At 61.5% G+C, this 21,891-nt stretch carries 17 protein-coding genes and 5 tRNA genes; 8 read left to right on the top strand and 14 right to left on the bottom strand.

Going from position 1 to position 21,891, the window contains the following annotated elements; genetic code table 11:
- The first annotated feature begins 31 nt into the window (after positions 1 to 31).
- The 4 genes from FSY45_RS16890 to FSY45_RS16905 all read left to right on the top strand — a co-directional run bounded on the left by FSY45_RS16890 (position 32) and on the right by FSY45_RS16905 (position 5,392).
- The gene (locus FSY45_RS16890; RefSeq protein WP_003067311.1) at positions 32 to 505 is read left to right on the top strand and encodes a phasin family protein; all 474 of its coding nucleotides are present in this window, start codon (positions 32 to 34) and stop codon (positions 503 to 505) included.
- Positions 506 to 687: 182 nt separating this feature from the next.
- Positions 688 to 3,006, top strand: coding sequence for a DUF3141 domain-containing protein (locus tag FSY45_RS16895; RefSeq protein ID WP_046462519.1), 2,319 nt, complete (start codon positions 688 to 690; stop codon positions 3,004 to 3,006).
- The gene (locus tag FSY45_RS16900) at positions 3,003 to 4,124 is read left to right on the top strand and encodes a bifunctional enoyl-CoA hydratase/phosphate acetyltransferase (protein ID WP_080944571.1); all 1,122 of its coding nucleotides are present in this window, start codon (positions 3,003 to 3,005) and stop codon (positions 4,122 to 4,124) included. The genes FSY45_RS16895 and FSY45_RS16900 overlap by 4 nt, the downstream gene beginning before the upstream one ends.
- A 71-nt stretch (positions 4,125 to 4,195) precedes the next feature.
- Positions 4,196 to 5,392 (top strand): acetate/propionate family kinase, encoded by a 1,197-nt coding sequence (locus FSY45_RS16905; protein WP_046462534.1) that lies wholly within the window; start codon positions 4,196 to 4,198, stop codon positions 5,390 to 5,392.
- A gap of 92 nt (positions 5,393 to 5,484) precedes the next feature.
- Here FSY45_RS16905 and FSY45_RS16910 read toward each other — a convergent pair whose 3' ends face one another.
- The 7 genes from FSY45_RS16910 to trxA form a co-directional block, all read right to left on the bottom strand.
- A complete protein-coding gene (locus FSY45_RS16910; protein WP_046462518.1) occupies positions 5,485 to 5,745 on the bottom strand; it encodes a Pathogenicity locus in 261 nt (86 codons plus the stop codon).
- Between the two features lie 89 nt (positions 5,746 to 5,834).
- Positions 5,835 to 6,962 (bottom strand): ABC transporter permease, encoded by a 1,128-nt coding sequence (locus tag FSY45_RS16915; RefSeq protein WP_046462517.1) that lies wholly within the window; start codon positions 6,960 to 6,962, stop codon positions 5,835 to 5,837.
- Positions 6,963 to 7,133: 171 nt separating this feature from the next.
- Positions 7,134 to 9,920 (bottom strand): ribosome-associated ATPase/putative transporter RbbA, encoded by a 2,787-nt coding sequence (gene rbbA, locus FSY45_RS16920; protein WP_046462515.1) that lies wholly within the window; start codon positions 9,918 to 9,920, stop codon positions 7,134 to 7,136.
- 20 nt (positions 9,921 to 9,940) lie between these two features.
- Entirely contained in the window at positions 9,941 to 11,020 is a 1,080-nt protein-coding gene (locus FSY45_RS16925) for an HlyD family secretion protein (RefSeq protein ID WP_034362613.1), read from the bottom strand.
- 11 nt (positions 11,021 to 11,031) lie between these two features.
- Positions 11,032 to 12,474 carry an efflux transporter outer membrane subunit gene (locus FSY45_RS16930; RefSeq protein WP_046462514.1) on the bottom strand — a complete coding sequence of 481 codons (1,443 nt, stop codon included), beginning with the start codon at positions 12,472 to 12,474 and terminating at the stop codon, positions 11,032 to 11,034.
- 232 nt (positions 12,475 to 12,706) lie between these two features.
- On the bottom strand, positions 12,707 to 13,969 hold the full coding sequence (gene rho, locus FSY45_RS16935; RefSeq protein ID WP_012839098.1) for a transcription termination factor Rho: 1,263 nt from the start codon (positions 13,967 to 13,969) through the stop codon (positions 12,707 to 12,709).
- Positions 13,970 to 14,255: 286 nt separating this feature from the next.
- Positions 14,256 to 14,585, bottom strand: coding sequence for a thioredoxin TrxA (trxA, locus tag FSY45_RS16940; protein ID WP_003053480.1), 330 nt, complete (start codon positions 14,583 to 14,585; stop codon positions 14,256 to 14,258).
- Between the two features lie 213 nt (positions 14,586 to 14,798).
- Here trxA and FSY45_RS16945 point away from each other — a divergent pair, with 213 nt between their 5' ends.
- Together FSY45_RS16945 and FSY45_RS16950 are read left to right on the top strand one after the other, a co-directional pair.
- Entirely contained in the window at positions 14,799 to 16,085 is a 1,287-nt protein-coding gene (locus tag FSY45_RS16945; RefSeq protein WP_080554195.1) for a TIGR03862 family flavoprotein, read from the top strand.
- A 441-nt stretch (positions 16,086 to 16,526) separates the two neighbouring features.
- Positions 16,527 to 16,841 (top strand): hypothetical protein, encoded by a 315-nt coding sequence (locus tag FSY45_RS16950; RefSeq protein WP_003067300.1) that lies wholly within the window; start codon positions 16,527 to 16,529, stop codon positions 16,839 to 16,841.
- A gap of 46 nt (positions 16,842 to 16,887) precedes the next feature.
- Here FSY45_RS16950 and FSY45_RS16955 read toward each other — a convergent pair.
- The 5 genes from FSY45_RS16955 to FSY45_RS16975 form a co-directional block, all read right to left on the bottom strand.
- Positions 16,888 to 16,963 (bottom strand) — tRNA-Asn (locus FSY45_RS16955).
- Between the two features lie 47 nt (positions 16,964 to 17,010).
- Positions 17,011 to 17,086: transfer RNA gene (locus FSY45_RS16960), tRNA-Asn, on the bottom strand.
- Between the two features lie 47 nt (positions 17,087 to 17,133).
- A tRNA-Asn gene (locus tag FSY45_RS16965) sits at positions 17,134 to 17,209 on the bottom strand.
- 47 nt (positions 17,210 to 17,256) lie between these two features.
- Positions 17,257 to 17,332, bottom strand: a tRNA-Asn gene (locus FSY45_RS16970).
- Positions 17,333 to 17,377: 45 nt separating this feature from the next.
- Positions 17,378 to 17,453: transfer RNA gene (locus tag FSY45_RS16975), tRNA-Asn, on the bottom strand.
- Between the two features lie 180 nt (positions 17,454 to 17,633).
- On the opposite strand from FSY45_RS16975, the gene def reads away from it, so the two are divergent.
- Positions 17,634 to 18,173: a peptide deformylase gene (def, locus tag FSY45_RS16980; RefSeq protein ID WP_039050848.1), complete on the top strand. Its 540-nt coding sequence runs from the start codon at positions 17,634 to 17,636 to the stop codon at positions 18,171 to 18,173.
- 519 nt (positions 18,174 to 18,692) lie between these two features.
- Positions 18,693 to 20,183: a nucleobase:cation symporter-2 family protein gene (locus tag FSY45_RS16985; protein ID WP_046462212.1), complete on the top strand. Its 1,491-nt coding sequence runs from the start codon at positions 18,693 to 18,695 to the stop codon at positions 20,181 to 20,183.
- 136 nt (positions 20,184 to 20,319) lie between these two features.
- Here FSY45_RS16985 and FSY45_RS16990 read toward each other — a convergent pair whose 3' ends face one another.
- Together FSY45_RS16990 and fdxA are read right to left on the bottom strand one after the other, a co-directional pair.
- A complete protein-coding gene (locus FSY45_RS16990) occupies positions 20,320 to 21,387 on the bottom strand; it encodes an NAD(P)/FAD-dependent oxidoreductase (RefSeq protein WP_046462211.1) in 1,068 nt (355 codons plus the stop codon).
- A 36-nt stretch (positions 21,388 to 21,423) separates the two neighbouring features.
- Positions 21,424 to 21,753, bottom strand: coding sequence for a ferredoxin FdxA (fdxA, locus tag FSY45_RS16995; RefSeq protein WP_003053491.1), 330 nt, complete (start codon positions 21,751 to 21,753; stop codon positions 21,424 to 21,426).
- Positions 21,754 to 21,891: the final 138 nt, after the last annotated feature.

A 21,891-nucleotide genomic window follows, 5' to 3' on the forward strand; every position in this document is an offset into this window, starting at 1 on the left:
TAGGCACCACCATCACCATAGGGAGAACGATATGAGCATTCAAGCGACCCCCCTGAATCTGTTCAAGGCCAATGCCGAGCTGCAACTGCGCATCGCTCAGCTTATGCGTGAAAGTGGCCATCGCTGGCTGGCAGCCGCGCAGCAGACCAGTGCTGCAGGCATCAGTGAAACCACGGCGGAACTGCAAAGCCTGCTGCGTGCCGAAGACTGGCAATCACTGGCCAGCCTGCCCGCCGAGGCTTTCATGCGCAGGCTCGAAGACCGCATGAGCGATGCCAAGAGCGCCAGCGATATCGCGATCAAGAACCAGCAGGCTTTTGCCAGCGGTCTGCAGCAGGCCCTGGAGGCCTGGCAAAAATCTGTGGCCGAGGCCCTGCGTGCAGACGGCGCGTCCAATCTGCCCGCTTTGCCGCTGCAGGACATCTTCAAGCAATGGCTGTCGGCCTGGACGCCGGCAACTCAGGACCCCGCTCAGGCCAAGAGCGGCAAAGCGCCGCAGAAGTAGGCAACAGGCTGGCGCAGCTTCAGCTAAAGACGGCGGCGCTGCAGCCTGCGGGCCGGCTGGTCAGCTGGCCCTCCATTGCAAAAATCCGATGTTTTCGGCGTTTTGTGGTGAACCATAAAGCGCTGGGAGCTATTGTTTTTGAATCTTCTTGAGCGAGAAGATTGTGACTTCGGGAGCACGACATGAGCAAACCCAGCGGGGCCGGTCCGTCGACCAACGGGTCTGTTGATCCTTTTGCGTGGTGGAGGGCTGCCGGGGCCTATGCGGTGGACGCCGCTCAACGTGCCGTGCTGTATGCCGACATCGAGCGGCAGGTGGGCGACCAGTACCGGGCCCAGCGTGAGGCCAGGATGCCGAACGTGCTGCATTTCCCCGCGGAACTCGTGATGTCGGGGCTGGACCTCCCAAGACCTGTCAACTATGGCCTGGTGCGCATTCAGGCGTCCGAAGACCGGCCTGCCGACCCCGCCAAGCGTCCATTCGTCGTGATAGATCCGCGTGCCGGGCATGGCCCGGGCATTGGTGGCTTCAAGCCCCACAGCGAGATCGGTGCTGCGCTGGAGGCTGGTCACCCTTGCTACTTCGTCGGTTTTCTGCCTGATCCCGTACCTGGTCAAACGGTGGAAGATGTGATGCGTGCCGAGGCCGCGTTCATGCGTCGCGTGGCCGAGCGTCACCCCGAGAGTGAGGGCAAGCCGGCGGTCATCGGCAACTGCCAGGCGGGCTGGCAGATCCTGATGACGGCCGCTGTCTGGCCCGAGCTGTTCGGGCCCATCATTGTTGCCGGAGCGCCCCTGTCGTACTGGGCCGGTGACAATCCCATGCGTTATTCGGGCGGACTTCTCGGGGGCAGCTGGATGACGGCTCTGGCCAGCGATCTGGGTCACGGCCGCTTCGACGGCGCCCATCTGGTGCAGAACTTCGAGCAGCTCGATCCGGCCAACACGCTCTGGAGCAAGCAGTACAAGGTCTATGCGAATGTCGACACCGAAGCCGAGCGCTATATAGACTTCGAGAAATACTGGGGCGGCTATGTCTTCCTCAACGATGTGGAGATGCAGTACATCGTCGACAACCTGTTCATAGGCAACAGGCTGTCGACGGCCCAGTTGCTGACATCGGACGGGGTACGCATCGATCTGCGCAATATCCGCTCGCCCATCCTCGTGTTCTGCTCCTATGGCGACAACATCACGCCGCCGGCCCAGGCTCTGGGCTGGATCACCGATTTGTACGCCAGTGACGACGACGTGCGCGGCCACGACCAGACCATCATCTTCAGCACGCACGACAGCATCGGCCACCTGGGCATCTTTGTTTCGGGCGCCGTCGGCAGCAAGCAGCACCGCAAGTTCGCCAGTGCCATCGAGCAGATCAATCTGCTGCCGGCAGGCATTTATCGCGCCAGCGTTGACGATGCCACGAAGCAGGAGCAAAAGCTGCTCCATGATCCTTATCTGTTGAGCATCCGTGCCAGCGGCATCGATGAAGTGCGCGATATCGTCAAGCTCGATCCCGAGTCCGATCGCCGTTTCGACGCGGCGGCCCGGGTATCCGACATCAACCTGGCTCTGTATCGCAGCATGTGGCAACCCTGGGTGCGTGCGCTGAGCACTTCCCAATCGGCACACTGGTTGCAGACCTTGCATCCCATGCGCCTGCAATTTGAAGCCTGGAGCAGCCTGCACCCCCTGGCTTGCCTGATACGCAGCAGCGCCGAATACATACGCGAACATCGCCAGCCCGTGGATGAGGCCAATCCCTGGTTGCAGATGCAGCAGCGGTGCTCGGCCGCACTGGATCGCGCTCTCGATGATTTCCGCGACCGGCGCGACCATATCTACGCCCTGTGGTTCGACATGCTCTATGGCTCGCCGCTCATGCAGGCGCTGGCTGGACATGCTTATGGCGAGAGCGCGGCAGTGCGCCAGCATCCTGGCTCCACCCCCGAGCATCTGGCGCTGATGGCGGGCAGGCAGCGACAGATCGAGAGCAGTGTGGATCAGGGCGGCGTGCTCGAAGCCACGCTGCGCGGCTTGCTGAGCGTGCTCTCCCGGCGTCGCGCGGTGGACGAGCGCTACTACCACCTGGCTGCGCAATTGCTGGAGCAGCAAGCGCCTGGGCGCTGGAGTCTGGCCGAGCTGCGAGCCGCCATCCGCGAGCAGACCCTGGTGATGAGGCAATGCGGCAGCGCCGCCATTGAAGCCATTCCAGGCCTGCTGAAGAACACGCCTGCCGACACCATCCGCAAGGCCGGCGAAGCCATCACCCAGATGGCAGCCATCGATAAGGAGCCCGGCGCAGAGGATGATGCCGTGAGACATGCCTTGCAGCAGGTGCAGGCCTTGTTCGAGCAGGCCGTGCTGGCGCAGCAGCCCCGGATCCAGGAGCCTCTCGAGCTGGTGCCGGCTTCGGTACAGACTCCTGCAGCTCCCCAGCGGGCTGCAGCTGCTGCGCGACGTAAACCGGCCGCACCACGCGGCAAGAAAGGAGTGCGATGAGTCAACCGAGCCCAGACATGACGCTGCAGCCGTTTGAGGGCATAAACGTCGGCGACAGCCTGCGCGTCACCGTTGCCTCCCGTGACGCGAGCACGCTGACGCTGCTCTGCGCCCACGATGCGCAGCCCCGGCAGCCAGCCTCGCAGCAAGCGGTTTCCATGCCATCAGGCGGCGCGGCACAGCCGCTTGACGTTACCTCGCATCACGGCCTGACCCGGCTGCTGGCGGCTGTCAAGGAACTGCCGCCGGTTCGCGTGGGGGTCGTCCATCCCTGCGATGCCACCAGCCTGTCCGCCGCGCTTGATGCGCATCGGCTGGGGCTGATCGAGCCGGTCCTGATCGCTCCGCGCGCCAGGCTCGAAGCGATTGCGCTGGCGCAGGGTTTCGAGCTGCAGGGCCTGCGCATCGAGGACGTGCCGCACAGTCATGCAGCAGCCGAGCGTGGTGCCAGACTTGCCGCCAGCGGCGAAGTCGAGGCACTGATGAAAGGCAGCCTGCACACCGACGAGCTGATGGCGGCTGTTGTTGCCGGCAGTGCCGGGTTGCGCACCAAGAGGCGTGTCAGCCATTGCTTTGTGTTGCAGACGGCCAGCTACCCACGCCCCTTCATCGTCACCGACGCTGCCATCAATCTGGCCCCCGATCTGTTGCAGAAGGCCGATATCGCGCGCAATGCCATCGAGCTGGCACAGGTTCTGGGTGTGGCAAGGCCCAGGCTCGCCATCCTCGCCGCCGTCGAGACGGTCAACCCCAACATGCCCGCGACACTGGATGCTGCTGCACTGTGCAAGATGGCCGACCGGGGCCAGATCACCGGAGGCGTGCTGGACGGACCGCTGGCTTTCGACAATGCAGTCTCCATCGAGGCCGCGCGTACCAAGGGCATCGCTTCGCCAGTGGCCGGTCAGGCCGACATCCTGCTGGTGCCCGATCTGGAAAGCGGCAATATGCTGGCCAAGCAGCTCATGTACCTGGGCGGCGCTGCCAGCGCAGGCATCGTGCTTGGCGCCAAGGTGCCCATCGTGCTGACCAGCCGGGCGGACTCGCGCGAATCCCGCATTGCATCCTGTGCGATTGCGCTGCTGCTCGCTCATCACTACCGGCAGACGCCGCCCTGAAAATCATGGCCGATGGCACCGGACTGGCAAGCGCAGCAGTCTCTGTCACGTCGGCAGGCAAAGGTCCTGACATGAGCAATTCCGTCATCATCGTCCTGAACTGCGGCTCATCGAGCATCAAGTTCGCCGTCTTCGAGGCCGCCAGTCCCCTGCCGCGCAAACCCCTGTGGAACGGCAAGGTGCAGGGCATTGGCGGGCCCGCTCCCGACTTCGGCGAAACCGGCGTCCAGCCCTTTGCCATCGAGCTGGGTGCAGAGCATCCGTATCGCGATGCGCTGCGCATCATCCGCGAGCGCATCACGGCCCGGCTTGAGGGCCGGCCCGTGGCGGCGATCGCCCATCGGGTGGTGCATGGCGGCAGCAAATATTTCGAGTCCACCCGCATCGATGCAGGCGTGTTGCGAGACTTGCGCAGCTATGTGCCGCTGGCACCGCTGCATCAGCCGTTTGCGCTGGAGGCCATCGAGATCCTGCTGCGCGAGCGCCCCGACATCGTGCAGATTGCCTGCTTCGATACAGGCTTTCATTACAGCTTGCCCAAGGTGGAGCAGATCCTGCCACTGCCCTACGAATGGTGGCAGCGCGGCGTGCGCCGCTATGGCTTTCACGGGCTCTCGTATGCCTATATGGCAACCGCGCTGGCCGAGCGTCATGGCGACAGGGCCAGGGGCCGCACCATCGTCGCCCATCTGGGCAGCGGCGCCAGCCTGTGCGGCATGCACCAGCTGCAAAGCATGGCGACCACCATGGGCTTCTCGGCCCTGGACGGATTGATGATGGGCACCCGTACAGGGGCGCTGGACCCGGGGGCCGTGCTCTATCTGATGGAGATCGAGAAGCTGACGCTTCAGGAGGTGGGGCATCTGCTCTATCACGACTCGGGGCTGCTGGGTGTGTCGGGCATCTCGTCCGAGCCGCGCGTGATCCTGCGCCATGTCCGGGATTCAGGTGAGGCTGGCGAGCGGGCGCGCATCGCGCTGGACCTCTTTGTGCGCCGCATCGTGCGCGAGATCGGCTCTCTGGTCGCTGCGCTGGGCGGGCTGGACATGCTGGTGTTCACGGCGGGCATTGGCGAGCACAGCGAGGAGATTCGCGGCTGCGTCTGCGCCGATCTGGCATGGCTGGGCCTGGGGCTGGATGACCAGGCCAATGCAGCCCATGCACCGGTCATTTCATCTGCAGACAGCCGGGTACTGGTGGGAGTTGAGCCCACGAATGAGGAGTGGGTGGCCGCCCGCGATACGGTGCGGCTTCTCGCGCACTCATAGTCTTTTTGACGCGCATCGAGTGGCGGCCGGGCTTGAAGGCGCCATGTGGATATTCATGGCGGCCCAGAGCAGACGCTGGGCGGTTGCGAATCTTACCGAATGGCTTCGCTCTCTTGCGCCGGATGCTGCCTGGCCGCATCGATGCTCGCCTGGATGGCCGCGCGTGCCTGAGGGCTGTTCTTCCAGCAGCTGGAGCCTGTGAGGGCCGAGGCCTTGGCGACAATGTCCAGGGCGTTGGCCTGACGCAACTGCGCAAATGAGCCGTAGCCCAGGGATTCCAGCCGGCTCAGTACCGTCGGGCCCACGCCCTTGAGGGCAAGCAGTGATTGGCGTTCTTCAATGGTGAATGGCATGGGTCGAGGCCTTGAAGTTGGAAGGAAAAAGACTTTCAGCAGAAACAGGCGATACGCCCGCCATGGTTGCCGTGGTGCCCGGCCAGAACTCAGGCCATGCTCGACAAGGTTTTTCTGAACCGCATCAGCGACAGCCAGAACAGCACGGCGCCGATTCCCGCCAGCCACAGAAAAGGCTTCCATACGGTTTCTATGCCGGCGCCGCGATACAGAATCGCCTGACCCAGCTCCACAAAATGCGTGGTGGGGGCGAACAGCATCACATCCTGCACCAGCTGGGGCATGGATTCGCGGGGTGTCATGCCGCCGGACAGCAATTGCAGCGGCAGCAGCGTCAACACCATCAGCAGGCCGAACTGCGGCATGCTGCGCGCCACCGTGGCCAGAAAGATGCCCATGGCCGTAGTTGCGAACAGGCACAGGGCCGAGCCTGCCATGAACAGCAGCAGACTGCCTTCGATGGGCACCTTGAGCGCGCCGCGCACGACCAGATTGAGCGAGACGCCTGCCGCCAGCAGCACCACGGCGCCCATGGACCAGACCTTGGCCAGCATGATCTCGGTAGGCGTCACGGGCATGACCAGCAGATGCTCGATGGTGCCATGCTCGCGTTCGCGGATCAGCGCCGCGCCCGTGAGGATGATGGAGAGCATGGTGACGTTGTTGATGATCTGCATCAGCCCGCCGAACCAGAGCTTGTTCAGTCCGGGGTTGAAGCGGGCGCGCAGCTCCAGGTCCACGGGCAGTGCGCTGCCTCCCCGGTGACGCTGCACGAACTCGTTGACTTCGGCCAGCACGATCTGCTGCACATATCCGCTGCCGGAGAACGCCTGGCTCATGCGGGTGGCATCCACATTCAGCTGCAGCTCGGCCTTTTTGCCGGCCAGCACATCGCGCTGGAAGTTGGGAGGAATGGTCAGCGAGAAGGTGAAGTCACCTGCATCTAGCCCGGGATCCACATGGCTGAAATCCACCATCTGCGGCGGCATGAACTGAGGTGGGTAGAACGCCGAGGTGATGCGTGCGGACAGTGGCGACTGGTCTTCGTCGACGATGGCAATCGGCGCCTTGTGCAGCGTATCGGGCATGGCCGTGGCCGCGGTGTACACCGAGGCCGTGAAGGTGTAGACGATGAGCACCAGCATCACCGGATCGCGCCACAGGCTCCACAACTCCTTGACGCCCAGGCGCCAGATATTTTTCAGGCTATGCCACATGGTGTTTCTCCATGACGAAAACGAGGGGCTGTTGCTGAAATTGGCGCTGGCCAACCGCCAGGACAGCGAGCAAGGGCCGCCCCGTAGCGAGGCTGTCGTCGGTTGCCCGCATGCCCCCCTCCCGCGCAGCGAGAGAGGGGGAAGCTGCGCAGCAGCTCAGGGGGGGCATCTTCACTTCTCCTGCTTGGGCAAGGCCCAGATGGCCACGCCCATGATCACGGGAACGGCAATCAGCAGCGGCACCAAGGTAGGCGCCAGATCGTGCAGGCCCAGCGCCTTGTTGAAGACGCCGCGGCTGATGGCGAACATATAGGTGGCCGGGTAGATCTCGCCGATCCAGCGGCCGGCGCCTTCGAGCGAGGACACCGGATCGGTCAGCCCCGAGAACTGCGTGGCCGGAATCAGCGTGCCCAGCATGGCAAAGAACATGGCGGCAATCTGGCTGCTGGTGACGGCAGAGGCCAGCAGCCCCATGCCCGTGGCAATGACGCTGAAGAGCAGGGCGGCTATGACGAGCAGGGGGAAGCTGCCGGTCATGGGCACGCCGAACACGAATACCGCCATGGCACACATCAGAAAGAAGTTCAGCATGGCCAGCACCACATAAGGCAGCTGCTTGCCCAGCAGAAACTCGATGCGGGTCACAGGAGTGACGTACAGATTCACGATGGAGCCCAGCTCCTTTTCCCGCACCACGGCCAGGGCCGTGAGCATGGCGGGCAGCATCATCAGCAGCAGCGGAATCACGGCCGGCACCATGGCGGGCAGGCTTTTCACATCGGGGTTGTAGCGAAAGCGGGTTTCCAGGCTGACCTGGCTGCCGAGCTGCACGCCCAGTCGCTCGCGCGCCTGCTGCACCAGCCACAGCTGGTGCATGGCCTGGACATAGCCTTTGACGGTCTCGCCGCGCTGGGGCATGGCGCCGTCGAACCAGGCGCCCACGGCTACCTTCGAGCCGCGCAGCACATCACGGCCAAAGCCGGGCGGTATCTCGATGGCCAGCGCCAGCTCGCCGCTCTTCATGCGCCGGTCCAGGTCCGCGTAGTCCTGGATGGGGCGCATTTCAATGAAATAGCGCGAGCCTGCGAGATTGTTCACATAGTTCTGGCTGATAGTGCTCTGATCGCGGTCGAGCACGGCAAACTTCAGGTCTTCGACGTCCATGCTGATGCCGAAGCCGATCACCACCATCAGCACCAGCGAGCCCACCAGAGCCAGCGTGGCGCGCACGGGATCGCGCTGCAGCTCCAGCGACTCGCGCCACAGATAGCTCCACAAGCGTTGCAGGCTGAAGCCAGGGCCTTTGTGTGCTTCTGAAATAGGAGCTTGCTGCGCTTTATCTGTATTGATATCAGATACTTTTGATGCTGAGGATAAGGCTGAGTCAGCGGTAGTAGCTTCTTTTTTAATATCAAGCACGGGCGCTGCCTCGCCCGAGGCCTCCACCAGATAGCCGATGAAGGCCTCCTCCAGTGTGGCCGCGCCGCGCTTGGCGGTCAGGGCTGCGGGCCGGTCGCTGTCCAACACCTTGCCCGCATGCATCATGGACATGCGGTCGCAGCGCTCGGCCTCGTTCATGAAGTGCGTGGAGATGAAGATCGTCACCCGGTCGCGGCGCGAGAGCTCGATCAGCAAGCGCCAGAACTGGTCGCGCGCCACGGGGTCCACGCCCGAGGTGGGCTCGTCGAGAATCAGCAGCTCCGGCTTGTGCACCATGGCCACGGCCAGCGACAGGCGCTGGCGCATGCCCAGCGGGATATTGCCGGGCAGCGTCTCGCGCACTTCTGTGAGCCCGAAGCGGGTGAGCATCTCCTCGACCCGCGCGGGGATCTCGGCCGGATCCACGTGGAAGAGTTCGGCGTGCAGCACCAGGTTCTGCAGCACGGTCAGCTCGCCGTAGAGCGAGAAGGCCTGCGACATATAGCCCACGCGCCGGCGCGTGGCCACATCATGCGGATCGATCTTCTTGCCAAACAGCCAGGCATCGCCCTCGCTGGCGGGCAGCAGCCCGGTCAGCATCTTCATGGTGGTCGATTTGCCGCAGCCGTTGGAGCCCAGAAAGCCGAAGATCTCGCCGCGACGAATGCGGAAATTCACATGGTCCACGGCCACAAAGTCGCCAAAGCGCATGGTGAGATCACGCGCCTCGATGGCGATGTCGTCATCGCTGGTCTGCAGCGGCGGGATCACCACGGCGGCATGGCCGCGCTTTTTTTCCTCGGGCAGCAGGGCGATGAAGGCGGCCTCCAGCGCCGGCATGCCGGTGCGCTCCAGCAACTCGGCGGGGGTGCCGGTGGCCAGAATCAGGCCATCATCCATGGCAGCCAGCCAATCGAATCGCTGGGCCTCGTCCATATAGGCCGTGGCCACGATCACGCTCATCTGCGGGCGCTGGCCGCGGATGCGGTTGATCAGATCCCAGAACTGCGCGCGTGCCAGCGGGTCCACGCCGGTCGTGGGCTCATCGAGAATCAGCAGGTCGGGGTCGTGGATGAGGGCACAGCACAGCGCCAGCTTCTGCTTCATGCCGCCCGAGAGCTTGCCGGCAGGGCGGGAGAGGAATTTCTGCAGTCCGGTGCTCTGGGTCAGATCGTCGATGCGCGCCCGGCGCTCGGCCGCGTCATGGCCGAAAAGGCGGCCGAAGAACTGCAGATTCTCTTCCACCGACAGTGTGGGGTAGAGGTTCTTGCCCAGGCCCTGAGGCATGTAGGCAATGCGGGGGCAGACGGCATCGCGGTGTTTTTTGCTGCGCAGGTCGCCGTCAAGCACCTGTATCTCGCCGCCCTGCAGGGCACGCGCGCCGGCAATCAAAGACAACAGGCTTGACTTGCCCACGCCGTCAGGGCCGATCAGGCCGACCATGATGCCTGCAGGAATCTCCAGGCTCAGTCCGCGCAGCGCCTGCGTCTTGCCGTAGGCGAGCGTCACATTGCGCAAGGTGGCTACATGCTGGGTCATGGCAAATGGGGACGCAACGTTCAAGAGGCAGAAGCGTCGCCGGTGCGCAGTTCCAGCTTGGCCGGCCATTCGCGCTCTTTATCGAGCTTGATCCAGGCCACGCCGGGCAGGCCTGTCTTGACTTGAGTCAGGTGCTTTTGCAGCAGATCCGGTGCAATACGTGCCTTGACGCGGAACATCAGCTTCTGTCTTTCGCTGGCCGTCTCCACAGTCTTGGGTGTGAACTGGGCGGTGCTGGCGACAAAGGACACCTGAGCCGGAATCACATATTGCGGAGCCGCATCCAGCACGATGCGCACCTCGGTGCCAAGGGCCACTCGGCCTGCCACGGTCTCGGGCAGGAAGAAGCTGATGTAGACGTCCGAGACATCCACCATGTTCAGCACCTTGCCGCCTGCGCCGATCACCTCGCCGGGCTGGGCCAGTCGGTATTGCACGCGGCCATCGCGCGGGGCGGTGAGTTCGCTGTCCTTCACATCGGCGTCGATGCGCTGGACGGTGGCGGCAGCGGCCGTCACCGCCGATTCCGCACCTATGGTCTGGGCCTTGGCAGCATCGATCGCTGCCTTGGCGGCCGTGGCCTGTGCCTGGGCAGCCTTGAGCGCAGCCTGGGCGCCACGCACGCGGGCCCGGTCGTCGTCCAGTTCCTGCTCCGATGAAGCACCTTCGCGGGCCAGTGTCTCGGAGCGTTTGACGCGGCGCAGCGCTGCATCCAGCTCGGCTTCGCGCTGGGCCACGGTGGCCATGGTGGCAGCGTACTGGCTTTCGCGTAGCGCGATTTCGGCACGCGCCGAGGTCACTGCATGAGAGGCGCGCTCGCGGCCCGCAATGGCTTCGCGCTGCTGGGCCTGCAGGCTCTCGATCTGCATGCGCGCCAGTGGCTGACCGGCTTTCACGAACTCGCCTTCCTGCACCAGGATTTCTGCGATGCGGCCGGCGTATTTGGTGGCGACGTCGATTTCGGTGGCTTCGATGCGGCCGTTGCCGCTGACCAGGCCTTCGGATGCCTGTGCGCTGCGCCATTGCTGCCAGCCATAAGCGCCAAGGGCGGCGGCGGCAACGATGAGCGCGGCGATGGTCAATTTCTTGTTCATGGACATGGATTCGCAGGTCAAGGTTGGAGGGCTGCAGGGCTGGGGGGGCTGCTCTGGCCTTGAGCAAAGTAGCCTCCACCCAAAGCGGCATAGAGAGCGACCTGGGTGGACAACAGGGCTTCGCGGCCCTGAACCAGTTGCTGCTCGGCACTGAGCAGGTCGCGTTCGGCATCCAGCACATCGAGATAGGGCGAGGCTCCCTGGTCATAGCGCAGCCGGGCCAGTCGGGCGCGTTCCTTGAGTGCAGCGCGCTGATCGGTCAGAACCACGAGCTGCTGCTCGAGCATGGTGCGGCTGGATAGCGCGTCCAGCACTTCGCGCATTGCTGTCTCAATGGTTTTTTCGTACTGGACAACCGCCATGTTCTGTCGCACGGCCTGCAGATTCAGGTTGGCCTGGCGCTGGCCGCCGTCAAAGATCGGTAGCGAAATCGTGGGAGCAAACTGCCAGGCACGGCTGCCGCTTCTGAACAGGCCGTCGAGCTCCGCACTGGCCGTGCCCCAGCTGCCGGTCAGGGCGATGCGAGGCAAAAACGCAGCGCGCGCTGCAGACACATTGGCCTTGGTTGCCTGCAGGCCGTACTCGGCGGCAATGATGTCGGGGCGCTGTGTCAGCAGATCGGACGGCAGGCCTTCGGGAATCGGGTTCAGGATCACGGCGGTGGAGCTGCTTTGCGGCAAGCGGTCTGCATCCATTCCCGTGAGCTGCTGCAGTGCATTGGCCTGCAGCGCGCGCTGCTGTGCCAGCTGAGTGCCTATGGCCTTGGCCTGGTGAACCAGAGTCTGTACCTGCGTGAGCGCATAGCGTGAAGTGGAGCCCACCTCGGTGCGGCGCTTGAAGATGCGCAGCGATTCCTCGCGGCTGGCAATCGTGCGCTGGGTCAGGGTCAGGCGCTCATCCAGACTGCGCAGAGCCAGATAATTCAGCGCTACCTGCTTGACGAGACTGGATTGAACCGCATGCTGCGTGGCATCCAGCGCCAGATAATTGCCCAAAGCAGCCTCGCTGAGACTTTTGACACGGCCCCAGAGATCGAGCTCCCAGCTGTTGAGGCCGACAAAGACTTGCTGATCGCCGGCGACGACGGAGCGGCCACTGGCGTTGAGGTCGGCAGGAACACGTGCTCTGCCATGACTGCTGCCCAGGCCGATCGTCGGCAGTCGCGCAGCACTCTGTATGTCATAGGCAGCCTGGGCCTCCTGCACACGCAGCAATGCAAGGCGCTGGTCCTGATTGTGGGCAAGCGCTGCGCGAATCAGCTCCTGCAGGTTTTGGTCAAGGTAGAAGTCTTGCCAGGCAATCGATGCCGTATTTGCTGCCGCAGCGTTCTCTTGTTTTTTTGTCCACTCCTGAGGCCACTTGTCCGGTAGCTTGGCCTGGGCCTGTGGCTGCAGCATCGGCACCGTCGGGCTGCAGGCTGCCAGCGCTGTCAGCAATGTGGCTGCTGCCAGCAGGCGCATCGGTGTGGTGTTGTAGGGTGGTGTGCGATTTGCTGAAGGGGCCATGAATGCAGAACCTGCGACTTGAAAGCTTTTGGCTTCCGGTTATCGCAAGATTTGTATAGATGTATATCCCTAGTATTGAGGGGCGGCTTGCAAGTCAGTTTGAGCTATGTCAATTAATGGGGTCAAGCGCCAGAAACAACAAAGCCCCGCAAGGCGGGGCTTTGTTGTTTCGATGCACGAAGAGGCCTTAGCCGCCGCGACGCATCATGTCGAAGAACTCCACGTTGTTCTTGGTGGCCTTCATGTTCTTGATCATGAGTTCCATGGACTCGATCTCGTCCATGTTGTACATGAACTGACGCAGGATGCGGGTCTTCTGCAGGATCTCGGGAGGCAGCAGCAACTCTTCACGGCGGGTGCCGCTCTTGTTGAGCTCGATGGCCGGGAAGACGCGCTTCTCGTAGAGGCGACGATTCAGGTGCAGTTCGCTGTTGCCCGTGCCCTTGAATTCTTCAAAGATCACTTCGTCCATGCGGCTGCCGGTGTCGACCAGTGCAGTGGCGATGATGGTCAGGGAGCCACCTTCTTCCACATTGCGGGCGGCGCCGAAGAAGCGCTTGGGGCGCTGCAGGGCGTTGGAGTCCACACCGCCGGACAGCACCTTGCCCGACGAGGGCACGACGTTGTTGTAGGCGCGGGCCAGACGGGTGATGGAGTCCAGCAGGATGACCACATCCTTGCCCAGTTCCACCAGGCGCTTGGCGCGCTCGATCACCATTTCGGCCACGTGCACATGACGGGTAGCTGGCTCGTCAAAGGTGGAGGCAATGATTTCGCCCTTCACCGAGCGCTGCATTTCCGTCACTTCTTCGGGGCGCTCGTCCACCAGCAGCACCATCAGGTGCACATCGGGGTGATTGGCGGTGATGGCGTGCGCAATGCTCTGCATCATCATGGTCTTGCCGCTCTTGGGCGGCGCCACGATCAGCGCGCGCTGGCCGCGGCCGATGGGGGCGATGATGTCGATGATGCGGCCGGTGATGTTCTCTTCGCCCTTGATGTCGCGCTCCAGGCGCATCTGTTCCTTGGGGAACAGAGGGGTCAGGTTTTCAAACAGCACCTTGTGCTTGTTTTGCTCGGGCGAATTGCCATTGACCTTGTCGAGCTTGGTCAGTGCGAAGTAGCGCTCGCCATCCTTGGGGATGCGCACTTCGCCTTCGATCATGTCGCCGGTGTGCAGATTGAAGCGGCGCACCTGGCTGGGCGAGATATAGATGTCGTCGGTGCTGGCGGTGTAGCTGGTATCGGGGCTACGCAGAAAGCCGAAGCCATCGGGCAGGATTTCCAGCACGCCGTCGGCAAAGACCTGTTCACCGGCCTTGGCGCGCTTTTTGATGATGGCGAACATCAGTTCCTGCTTGCGCATGCGACCGACGTTTTCGATCTCAAGCGCTTCGGCCTGCTTCAAGACTTCAGACACGTGCAGTGCCTTGAGTTCATTAAGGTGCATGAAATGACTCCAAGCGTGGAGTGAGAATAACCAGGGGGGGAGGCGTAGAGCCTAACGAGACACTGTGAAAGTGGGCAGGCTTGCCTGAAGAAAAATCCAGCGCGGTCCCATGCGGTGGCCGGCGGTTCATACATTATGACAGGAAAACTGGCGCAGCTTGCAAGCAATTTATCGAGGACTTGTCATCTGCAACCTGTGCCGGGTCTGTAGCAGATGCAAATGGGGGAGGGCAGCGGGTGCCCAGAAGTAAACAGAGCTCCATTGGGAGCTCTGTTTTTTGAATGCATTAGATGTGCTGGTCGAGGAAGGCGGACAGTTGCGTCTTGTTCAGCGCGCCAACCTTGGTGGCGGCCAGCTGGCCGTCCTTGAACAACATCAGTGTGGGAATGCCGCGAATGCCGAACTTGGCAGGGATCTCACGGTTTTCGTCCACATTCATCTTGGCGATCTGCACCTTGCCTTTGTAGCCTTCGGCCACATCGTCCAAGATGGGGGCGATCATCTTGCAAGGGCCGCACCATTCAGCCCAGTAATCCACCAGCACGGTCGTGCCGGGTTGCAGTACGTCAGACTCAAAGCTTGCATCCGTGATGTGCTTGATCAATTCGCTGGCCATTTGTAGTCCTGGATTTTCTTGAATCAAAAAGGTAGGCGGTCTATTCGCCTAGTGAGTTGATTGTGACAGAAACTCATCTCCCGCCACGGTGTGTGGCTGGTTGTTTGCAGCTATCGCGCTAATAGTGCCCGCAATATTGCAGAAATGCCGTCGGTGGTATTCTGCGCACCCTTTGGCGGCCGGTGGCTGCCGGCAGATTGAGGTGGTAGAAGTATGAGTGTCTCGGAGCCCTTGATGGCCGATTCCGAATGGGTCTGTGATGTGGCTGTGATCGGTGCCGGGCCTGCGGGCTTGATGGCAGCCGAGCAATTGGCAAAGGCCGGCTTGTCGGTCAGGGTGTTCGAGGCGAAAGCCTCGGCGGCTCGCAAATTCCTCATGGCCGGCAAAGGCGGCCTCAATCTTACGCACTCCGAGGAGTTCTCGAGCTTTGTCACTCGCTATGGCTGCCGCTCTGCAGATTTGACTCCCTGGCTCGAAAAGTGGGGTGCGAGCGAGCTTCAGGCCTGGGTCAAGGAGCTGGGTTTTGATACCTTTGTGGGGACATCCGGAAGAGTGTTCCCTGCGGATATGAAGGCAGCGCCGCTGCTGCGTGCCTGGCTGGTGCGTATGAAGTCGCAGGGCGTGCAGTTTCATATGCGTCACCGCTGGATCGGCTGGGCAGAGGATGGCAAGCCGGTTCTTCAGACAGAAAGTGCCAGGGTCAAGATTGGCTGCAAGGCTTTGGTGCTGGCGACGGGCGGCGGCAGCTGGGCGCGTCTGGGCTCGGACGGCGCTTGGGTTTCGCTGCTGCAGGACAAGGGGGTGGGCATTGCCCCGTTGCAGGCGGCCAACTGTGGCTTTGATGTGGGCTGGCCGCAAGGGCGTGAAGCCGGCTGGAGCGAGGTCTTTGCTCAGCGCTTTGCCGGGCAGCCGTTCAAGTCGGTGGTCTTGAAGTTTGCGGACGAGCAAAGTGCCGGCTTTGAACGTCAAGGTGAATTTGTTGCGACGCAGACCGGGGTGGAGGGGAGCCTGATCTATGCTGTCTCCTCCCTGTTGCGGGACTGCATTGCCCGCCAGGGCACTGCGCGCTTCGAGCTGGACCTGTTGCCGCAGTGGAGTGTGGAGCGTGTGCAGCAGGAGGTGATGCGGCCGCGCGGCTCGCGCAGCCTCAGCAGTCATCTCAAGGGGCGTCTGGGGCTTGATGGCATCAAGGCGGGTTTGCTGTATGAGGTGCTTGGCAAGGATGGCATGGCGGACATGAAGCGCCTGGCATCCACGATCAAGGCGGTGCCTTTGACGGTGATCGCACCGCGCCCCATCGATGAGGCCATCAGCACGGCAGGCGGAGTTCGTCTGGAGGCTCTGGATGCGCGGGGGATGTGTGCCGCTCTGCCTGGCGTCTTCTGTGCGGGAGAAATGCTGGACTGGGAGGCCCCCACGGGCGGCTATCTGCTCACGGCCTGTATGTCCTCTGGTGTTCATGTGGCCGAAGGGGTGCAGAACTTCCTGCGGGGCAACTGACTCGCTGGGTTGTGCCTGTCTGTGCGGCAGGGATGCTGCATTGAATTCTGTAGCGATCCAGTCTTGATGGCGGGTGCTCTTGCCTGCCGCAGCGCATGGGCAGGCCGGGATTGGCAGCGGTTCGCGGCGGGAGTCCTGCGTGTTTGCCCTTGCTTGAATCGCCGGCAAGCCCTTGCTCGCCGGGCGATGTGGGGGCGGAAATACCCGAACAATGTGTCTGATTGATTCCCGAGTTGGGCTTTGTGACAGGAAAGCAGTGTTTCAGGCCCTGCCTGGAGCCGGCTTTGGGCGGGCGGCCGCAAGTGGCGGGTGCCCCTCCTACGAGGCGAACTCTTGCTGTGGGACAGATGTCTTGAAACGGAGACATTACGCTGGCAACATTGCTCCATCAGTTGAGGAGTCGTGACGGATTTGCGTTGTTACCGGAAAAGGAGGCTGGTCATGTTTTTCGGCAAGATCTTCGGTTTTGGACGTTCCGAACCGCGCTATATCCGCCGTACGCGTGCCTATCTGCAAGAGGCGCGCATGGCTGTTCTGGAGCACACTATCGCGGCGGAGTACTACCAGTCCTCCGCTCAGATGTATGCCGAACGTGCTGCTCGACTGGAAGATGAATTGCGAGCTTGGGAGCAGGGCGAGCAGCATATTCCCGTGGTGCCGCATCACTATCCCTATGTCCCTCACTCTGCACACAAGGCCGTCGCTGTAGATGCGCCACCCGTGGGTGCTTCGGTGGGCGTGGTGAGAGCCGCCTGAGCAGATAAAAGAAAAAGCCTGTATGACTTGCATACAGGCTTTTGAATGGCTCCTCAACCTGGGCTCGAACCAGGGACCTACGGATTAACAGTCCGGCGCTCTACCGACTGAGCTATTGAGGAATATGTCGGTGTGACATGCCTTGAGCGATTGCAAGGCGACTAAATTTTGGCTCCTCAACCTGGGCTCGAACCAGGGACCTACGGATTAACAGTCCGGCGCTCTACCGACTGAGCTATTGAGGAATGTGTCGGTGTGACATGCCTTGAGCGATTGCAAGGCGATTAAATTTTGGCTCCTCAACCTGGGCTCGAACCAGGGACCTACGGATTAACAGTCCGGCGCTCTACCGACTGAGCTATTGAGGAATGTGTCGGTGTGACATGCCTTGAGCGATTGCAAGGCAACTAAATTTTGGCTCCTCAACCTGGGCTCGAACCAGGGACCTACGGATTAACAGTCCGGCGCTCTACCGACTGAGCTATTGAGGAATATGTCGGTGTGATGCTTTGATATCCGCAAAGCATCGAAATTCTTGGCTCCTCAACCTGGGCTCGAACCAGGGACCTACGGATTAACAGTCCGGCGCTCTACCGACTGAGCTATTGAGGAAGAAGACCTAGATTATAGGGTGTAAAAATGGGCTCGCAGGAAGTTCATCACAATTTCATTAAATTCTCTGTGCCTGATGCCCGAACTGGCCGCACCGTTCACGTGGATTGGTGGCGACGCTATGCTTTTGATGATTGAACAGTGCGGTGACCCGGTGGTTGCTGCACGCTGTATTGATATATGACTGTACGTACCATTTTGAAGATGGGTGATCCCCGTCTGCTGAGGCTTGCCAAGCCGGTGACTGAATTTGATACGGATGCGCTGCATCTGCTTCTCAAGGATTTGCTGGACACCATGCATGCTGCCAACGGTGCCGGCCTGGCGGCGCCGCAGATCGGCGAGGATTTGCAGATGGTGGTGTTTGGCTCGGGTGAGCCCAATCCCCGTTATCCGGATGCCCCCATAGTGCCCCGCACCGTGCTGATCAATCCAGTCATCACACCCATCGGTGAAGAGGAGCAGCTGGATTGGGAAGGCTGTCTGTCAGTTCCCGGTCTGCGAGCCATGGTGCCACGCTGGAACAAGGTGCGCTACACCGGCTTTGATATCTACGGCGACCCGATTGACCGCACGGTCGATGGCTTTCACGCGCGCGTGGTCCAGCATGAGTGCGACCACCTCTGGGGCAAGCTCTATCCGATGAGGGTGCGCGATTTCAGCCGTTTCGGCTTTACCGATGTACTGTTTCCCGGCATCGCTCAGGCCGAGGAAGACTGATCAGCGCTCCAGATTTCTCTTTTCTCTTCTCTGCTGGATGCAGGACACAACTGGGAATGTGTCTTGCATCCTTTTGTTCTTTATAGAGGGCATGAATGCCTTGACGGGCATGATCTGCATCAATTTCCGGCGCCCGATCGCAGCCAATGCGTGTGCTTTTTTGCTTTGGAAAGGTTCTGGTCAGCACTTTGTATACAAAACTGTAGACAATTTTGGTCTTCTGGCAACGTAAAGTCTCGACTCATGCCCTTCTGGGTATGGCTTTGATTGCGTAATGGAATAGTCCGTCCGGCGGATGTCCTGCAATCAAAGGAGATTGAAAGACTGACTTGGGTGAATGAAAGAGTGGTTTGCTCTTTTCCATAGGTCGGATCGCTCTCGAAGAAGAGCGACTGGCTGCAGCACAAGGCCTCGCCGGGGCGATCGGAAAAGATCGCTGCCGAAAGAGTTGCTGCAAGTCGACCGGACAGAGCGAAAGGCCTCTAGAGCCTTGGTGAGTAGGTAATTTAGGAGACAAAGATGAACGATCAGACCGGAGCATCCAGGGATGCGGCCGTCAAGCGCCCCGAAGATGAGAATCTTGGCGTTACCGCCAACCTCATGTATGGCTTGCAACATGTGCTGACCATGTACGGCGGCATCGTGGCGGTGCCTCTGATTGTGGCTGAAGCGGCTGGCATGTCTGCTGCCGATGCCGGTCTGCTGGTGACTGCCTGCCTGTTCATGGGCGGTGTGGCAACCTTGCTGCAGACGCTGGGCATCCCTTTCTTCGGCTGCCGTCTGCCTCTGGTTCAGGGCGTTTCGTTCGCAGGCGTGGCCACCATGGTCAGCATTCTGCACACCGGTGGTGGCATGCAGGGCGTGCTGGGTGCCGTCATGTACTCCTCGATCCTGGGCCTGATCATTGCGCCGGTGTTCTCGCGCATCACCAAATTCTTCCCGCCGCTGGTCAATGGCTGCGTGATCACGGTGATCGGCATGTCGCTGATGCCCGTGGCCGCGCACTGGGCCATGGGCGGCAATGCCAAGTCTGCCGACTACGGCAGCATGGGCAATATCGGTCTGGCCGGTCTGTCGCTGTTCATGGTTCTGCTGTTCAGCAAGCTGGGCAATGCCATGCTGTCGCGCCTGTCGATTCTGGTGGCGATCGTGGTGGGCACCATCACGGCCGTGTTCATCGGCAAGGCCGATTTCTCGCAAGTGTTCAACGGCCCCATCTTTGCGGTGCCCACGCCTTTGCATTTCGGCTGGCCCACTTTCGACATGGCGGCCACTATTTCCATGTTCATCGTGATTCTGGTGATCCTGGTGGAAACCTCGGCCGACGTGCTGGCCGTGGGCGAAATCGTGGACAGCCCCGTGGACGGTCGCCGTCTGGGTGATGGTCTGCGCGCCGACATGCTCTCCAGCATCGTGGCCCCCATCTTTGGCGGCTTCACGCAAAGCGCTTTTGCACAGAACGTGGGTCTGGTGGCCGTGACCGGCATCAAGAGCCGCTTCGTGGTGGCTTTCTCCGGTCTGATCCTGATCGTGTTTGGCGTGCTGCCGGTGATGGGCCGCATCGTGGCCTGCGTGCCTCCCTCCGTGCTGGGCGGCGCCGGCCTGGTGCTGTTCGGTACCGTGGCTGCCAGCGGCATCCGTACCCTGGCCAAGGTGGAATACAACAACAATATGAATCTGATCATTGTTGCCACCTCGGTGAGCGCGGGCCTGCTGCCGGTGGTGGCTCCCAAGTTCTATGACCAGTTCCCCGCATGGTTTGCCACGATCTTTCACTCGGGCATCAGTGCAACGGCCCTGGTTGCCGTGACCCTGAACCTGCTCTACAACCACTTCAAGCAAGGCAATTCCGATCAGCCTTCCGTCTTTGAAGCCGGCTATGGCCGCGCCCTGAGCCAGCATGTGCTGGAAGCCCTGGCCGATGGCGACCGCGTCGAAGGTGGCAAGGTCTACGACAAGGAAGGCAAGGAAGTGCCCATCATTCCGGTCAAGCCGGCACATGGTCATTGAGCCGAGATCAAAGTGCGCGCGGTGGGGTCTGACCCCGTCGTGATTTACACCGCTATCCCGAGGGATAGCGGTTTTTTTATGCCTGCCTCAGAAGCTGCAGACTCCAAAGAGTCCGAGACAAGGCACTGGTGGCTCTTCAGTGAGACACACCCAGGATGGCATGCAGGCGCGCGCTGGTCGTCGTGTACTCCAGCAAAGGCTTGCTGCCTTGCAGGTATTCGGCGGCTGCAAACGCGGCCATGGTGGCCTCGTGGAAGGCGCAGAGGATCAGCCGTTTCTTGCCGCTGTAGCTGACGATGTCGCCAATGGCATAAATCCCCGGGGCGCTGGTGGCAAGCGTTGCCGGATCCACCGCCAGTTGTTTGCGCTCCAGTGCCAGTCCCCAGTCCGTCAAAGGGCCCAGCTTGGGTGAAATGCCCTGATAGACCAGCAACTGCTCGATAGGCAGCAGATGTTCATTGCCTTCGCCGTCCATCCATTGCACGGCCTCCAGCCGGCCATCGCCGTGCCGCACTTCGGTGATCTGGCCGATCAGTACTTCGACAACGCCAGACTCGCGCAACTGCTGAAGCCGGGTCAGTTGCGCCGGCTCGGCATTGAAGCTGTCACGGCGATGCATGAGAACGGTTCTGGCCGCGCTTGAACTGCAGTCAATGGCTGCAGCTACGGCTTCCTCATCGCCGCCATAGACCAGCGCCTGGCGGCCTGCAGCCATATCCAGCTGCTGCGGGTGATAGTGCAACTGGCCCGTGCCGAGCTCATCAACTCCTGGCGCCTTGAGGGCCTTGGGCACGAACGCGCCGACGCCTGCGGCGATGAAGACGGTGCGGGTATGGAACAGCACTCCTGCCGTGGTGCCGACCTGCCAGCGCCCGTCGTCAAGGGCCTGCAGGGTCTGTACTTGCTGGGACAGATGGCAGGTCACCTGCATGGGCGCGATCTGCTTCTCCAGCAGTTGCACCAGCTCCAGGCCCGTGCAGACCGGAATGCCGGGGATGTCGTAGATGGGCTTGTGTGCGTAGAGCTGGCTGCACTGGCCGCCCACATGGGGCAGGGCATCGATCAAATGGGCTTGAATGCCCTGCAGGCCAAGCTGAAAGGCCTGAAACAAACCCGCCGGACCTGCGCCAATGATGATGGCGTCGGTTTCCACGGCGGGTTGTAGTGAGAGAGAAGCGTTGGTCGTTGCGTTGGACAGGCTCATGCAGGCAAGCGTAGCGCAGTCCGCGCCCAGACTGGCTTAGCGCTCCAGCAAATCCACTTTGTTCGGCTTGCCATTCCACTCGTCGGCGTCGGGCAGCGAAGCCTTGCGCTTGGTGATGCTCTTCCAGCTCTTGAGCTGGGACAGATCCACGTTCAGCTTGATGAAGGCCAGTTGATCGGCAGGCACATCTTCTTCGGCAAAGATGGCATTGGCCGGGCACTCGGGAATGCAGACGGCGCAGTCAATGCATTCATCGGGATCGATCACCAGAAAGTTGGGGCCTTCACGGAAGCAGTCCACGGGGCAAACGTCCACGCAATCGGTGTACTTGCACTTGATGCAGTTTTCGGTAACGACGTGAGTCATTGAGAATCTTCTTCTTGGGTGGGGATTGGTAAAACCCCGTGATTTTAGGTTTTTTCCCGCGCAGCGCCAGTGCCTGGCTGGATAAGGCCGTATGGAGATCTGGTTTGACGGTCAGATCGCCGTTGCGGCCCTGTCTTC

The organism is Comamonas sp. Z1 (assembly GCF_008121555.1).
In the GTDB taxonomy this organism is placed as follows: Bacteria; Pseudomonadota; Gammaproteobacteria; order Burkholderiales; family Burkholderiaceae_C; genus Comamonas; species Comamonas thiooxydans.

Bases quoted from the DNA above. Each gene is read 5' to 3' on its own strand.
- FSY45_RS16990 (WP_046462211.1), bottom strand. From the start codon at position 21,387: ATGAGCCTGTCCAACGCAACGACCAACGCTTCTCTCTCACTACAACCC.
- FSY45_RS16945 (WP_080554195.1), top strand. From the start codon at position 14,799: ATGAGTGTCTCGGAGCCCTTGATGGCCGATTCCGAATGGGTCTGTGAT.
- FSY45_RS16910 (WP_046462518.1), bottom strand. From the start codon at position 5,745: ATGCCATTCACCATTGAAGAACGCCAATCACTGCTTGCCCTCAAGGGC.
- fdxA (WP_003053491.1), bottom strand. From the start codon at position 21,753: ATGACTCACGTCGTTACCGAAAACTGCATCAAGTGCAAGTACACCGAT.
- FSY45_RS16900 (WP_080944571.1), top strand. From the start codon at position 3,003: ATGAGTCAACCGAGCCCAGACATGACGCTGCAGCCGTTTGAGGGCATA.
- FSY45_RS16895 (WP_046462519.1), top strand. From the start codon at position 688: ATGAGCAAACCCAGCGGGGCCGGTCCGTCGACCAACGGGTCTGTTGAT.
- FSY45_RS16905 (WP_046462534.1), top strand. From the start codon at position 4,196: ATGAGCAATTCCGTCATCATCGTCCTGAACTGCGGCTCATCGAGCATC.
- def (WP_039050848.1), top strand. From the start codon at position 17,634: ATGACTGTACGTACCATTTTGAAGATGGGTGATCCCCGTCTGCTGAGG.
- rho (WP_012839098.1), bottom strand. From the start codon at position 13,969: ATGCACCTTAATGAACTCAAGGCACTGCACGTGTCTGAAGTCTTGAAG.
- FSY45_RS16915 (WP_046462517.1), bottom strand. From the start codon at position 6,962: ATGTGGCATAGCCTGAAAAATATCTGGCGCCTGGGCGTCAAGGAGTTG.
- FSY45_RS16950 (WP_003067300.1), top strand. From the start codon at position 16,527: ATGTTTTTCGGCAAGATCTTCGGTTTTGGACGTTCCGAACCGCGCTAT.
- FSY45_RS16925 (WP_034362613.1), bottom strand. From the start codon at position 11,020: ATGTCCATGAACAAGAAATTGACCATCGCCGCGCTCATCGTTGCCGCC.
- FSY45_RS16890 (WP_003067311.1), top strand. From the start codon at position 32: ATGAGCATTCAAGCGACCCCCCTGAATCTGTTCAAGGCCAATGCCGAG.
- rbbA (WP_046462515.1), bottom strand. From the start codon at position 9,920: ATGACCCAGCATGTAGCCACCTTGCGCAATGTGACGCTCGCCTACGGC.
- trxA (WP_003053480.1), bottom strand. From the start codon at position 14,585: ATGGCCAGCGAATTGATCAAGCACATCACGGATGCAAGCTTTGAGTCT.
- FSY45_RS16930 (WP_046462514.1), bottom strand. From the start codon at position 12,474: ATGCGCCTGCTGGCAGCAGCCACATTGCTGACAGCGCTGGCAGCCTGC.
- FSY45_RS16985 (WP_046462212.1), top strand. From the start codon at position 18,693: ATGAACGATCAGACCGGAGCATCCAGGGATGCGGCCGTCAAGCGCCCC.